Raw genomic sequence first — 2,374 nt, forward strand, 5'->3', positions numbered from 1 at the left:
CGCGAGATCGCCGACGCCGCGCACGCTGCGGGCGCCGTGCTCGTGGTGGGCACCGACCCCATCGGCTACGGCGTGCTCGCGCCGCCCGCGCTCGCCGGAGCCGACATCGTCACGGGCGACATCCAGTCGCTCGGCCTGCACCAGTGGTTCGGCGGAGCCCACGGCGGCTTCATCGCGGTGCACGACGACCCCCGATTCGTGATGGAGATGCCGTCGCGCCTGTTCGGTCTCGCCACCACCGACGTGCCCGGCGAGTACGGGTTCGGCGACGTCGCCTACGACCGCACCTCGTTCGCGCACCGCGAGGAGGGGAAGGAGTGGGTCGGCACGGCCGCCGCGCTCTGGGGCATCGCCGCCGGGGTGTACCTGTCGCTGATGGGACCCGCCGGGATGGCCGAGCTGGGGGAGGTGCTGCTCGCCCGCACCCGCTACGCGCAGCAGTCCCTGTCCGCGCTGCCCGGGGTCACGCTCGACGACGACGCCGTGCACCTGCGTGAGTTCACCGTCACGCTGCCCGTGCCGGCCGCCGAGGTCGTGTCCGCCCTCCGCGCCCAGGGCATCGAGCCCGGCGTGGTCGTGGACGAGCACCGCCTTCTCGTCTGCGTGACCGAGCTCACGTCCCAGTCCGACATCGACCGTCTCGCGTCCGCGCTCGCCGCGGTCGTCGCCCCCGAGCTCGCAGAGGAGCAGAACCGATGAGCCTCCCCGTCGCCCCCAAGCCGGCACTCCGCCGCTTCCAGCAGGCCCGATGGGACGAGCCGATCGTCTTCGAGCTCTCCACCCCGGGCGAGCGCGGCGTGCTCGTCTCGGCCGTGGAGCCCGAGGTGCGCAGCGCCGTGGGCGACGTGGTCGCCGACCTGCCGCCCGCCCTGCGCCGCCCCGCCGCTCCCGCGCTGCCCGAGATGGGGCAGATGCGCGTGCTCAAGCACTACCTGCGCCTGTCGCAGGAGAACCTCGGCGCCGACTTCAACGTCGACATCGGTCAGGGCACCTGCACCATGAAGTACGCGCCCAAGATCAACGACCAGCTCGCCGGCACCCCGCAGCTGGCCGCGATGCACCCGCATCAGGACCCGGCCGACGCGCAGGGCGTGCTGGAGATCGTGTGGCGGCTGGAGCGGATGCTCGCCGAGATCTCCGGCATGGACGAGGTCTCGCTGCACACGCAGGGCGGCTCCGCGGCGATCTGGTCGAACATCGCGATGATCCGCGCCTACCACGAGGCGAACGGCGAGGCGGAGCAGCGCCGGGAGGTCATCACCACGATCTTCAGCCACCCCTCGAACGCGGCAGCCGCGAAGGCCGCCGGCTACGAGGTCATCACGGTGTATCCCGACGCCGACGGCTACCCGTCGCTCGACGCGCTCAAGGCGGCGCTGTCCCCGCGCACGGCGGCCATCATGGTCACGAACCCCGAGGACACGGGCATCTACAACCCCGCGATCCGCGAGTGGGTCGACGCCGCGCACGCCGTGGGCGCCCTCGCCTCGTACGACCAGGCGAACGCGAACGGCATCCTCGGCATCACCCGGGCCCGCGACGCCGGGTTCGACGTGTGCCACTTCAACCTGCACAAGACGTTCGGCACCCCGCACGGCTGCGGCGGCCCGGGATCGGGCGCCAACGCCGTGAGCGCGGCCCTCGCCCCGTTCCTCCCGGGCCCCCGCGTGGTGCGCGAGGACGACGGGACGTTCGCGGTCGCCGAGGCGGGCGAGCGGTCCATCGGCGCGGTCGGGCCGTTCTTCGGCGTGATCCCCGCGCTCGTGAAGGCCTACTCGTGGATCATGGCGCTCGGCGCGGACGGGCTGCTCGCCGCCGCCGAGACCGCGGTGCTCAACAACAACTACCTGATGGCGAAGGTGCTCGCGATCCCCGGGGCCTCGGCGCCGTACGCGACCGGCCGCCGCCGCATCGAGCAGGTGCGGTACTCGTGGGAGGAGTTGTACCAGGAGACCGGTGTGTCGTCGGAGGAGATCGGCGTGCGCATGACCGACTTCGGCATGCACTACTGGACGAGCCACCACCCCTACGTGGTGCCGCAGCCGTTCACGCTCGAGCCCACCGAGTCGTACTCCATGAGCGAGCTCGACGAGTACGCCGCGACGCTGGCCGAGGTCGCGCGCGAGGCCAGGGAGAACCCCGAGGTCGTGCGCACCGCCCCGCACAACCAGACCGTGCACCACACGCACCACGACGACCTCGACGACCCGGAGCGCTGGGCCGTCACGTGGCGCGCGTACCGCCGCAAGTACTTCGCCGCGGAGGCCGCCGCGTCGTGATCGGTCTCGTCGTCAACCCCGTCGCCGGCGTCGGCGGACCCGCGGGTCTCGCGGGCTCCGACGGCCCGGAGGTGCAGCGCCTCGCCGTCGAGCGC

General features: G+C 72.7%; 1 protein-coding gene and 1 pseudogene. Both read left to right on the forward strand.

The window, feature by feature from the left end; genetic code table 11:
- A pseudogene (locus DW309_RS00310) lies at positions 1 to 699 on the forward strand (aminomethyl-transferring glycine dehydrogenase subunit GcvPA); the annotation flags it as partial.
- A complete protein-coding gene (gcvPB, locus tag DW309_RS00315; protein ID WP_136044190.1) occupies positions 696 to 2,279 on the forward strand; it encodes an aminomethyl-transferring glycine dehydrogenase subunit GcvPB in 1,584 nt (527 codons plus the stop codon). The pseudogene DW309_RS00310 and the gene gcvPB, both read left to right, overlap by 4 nt.
- Positions 2,280 to 2,374: the final 95 nt, after the last annotated feature.

Source organism: Microbacterium sp. K41 (assembly GCF_004794395.1).
In the GTDB taxonomy this organism is placed as follows: domain Bacteria; phylum Actinomycetota; class Actinomycetes; order Actinomycetales; family Microbacteriaceae; genus Microbacterium; species Microbacterium sufflavum.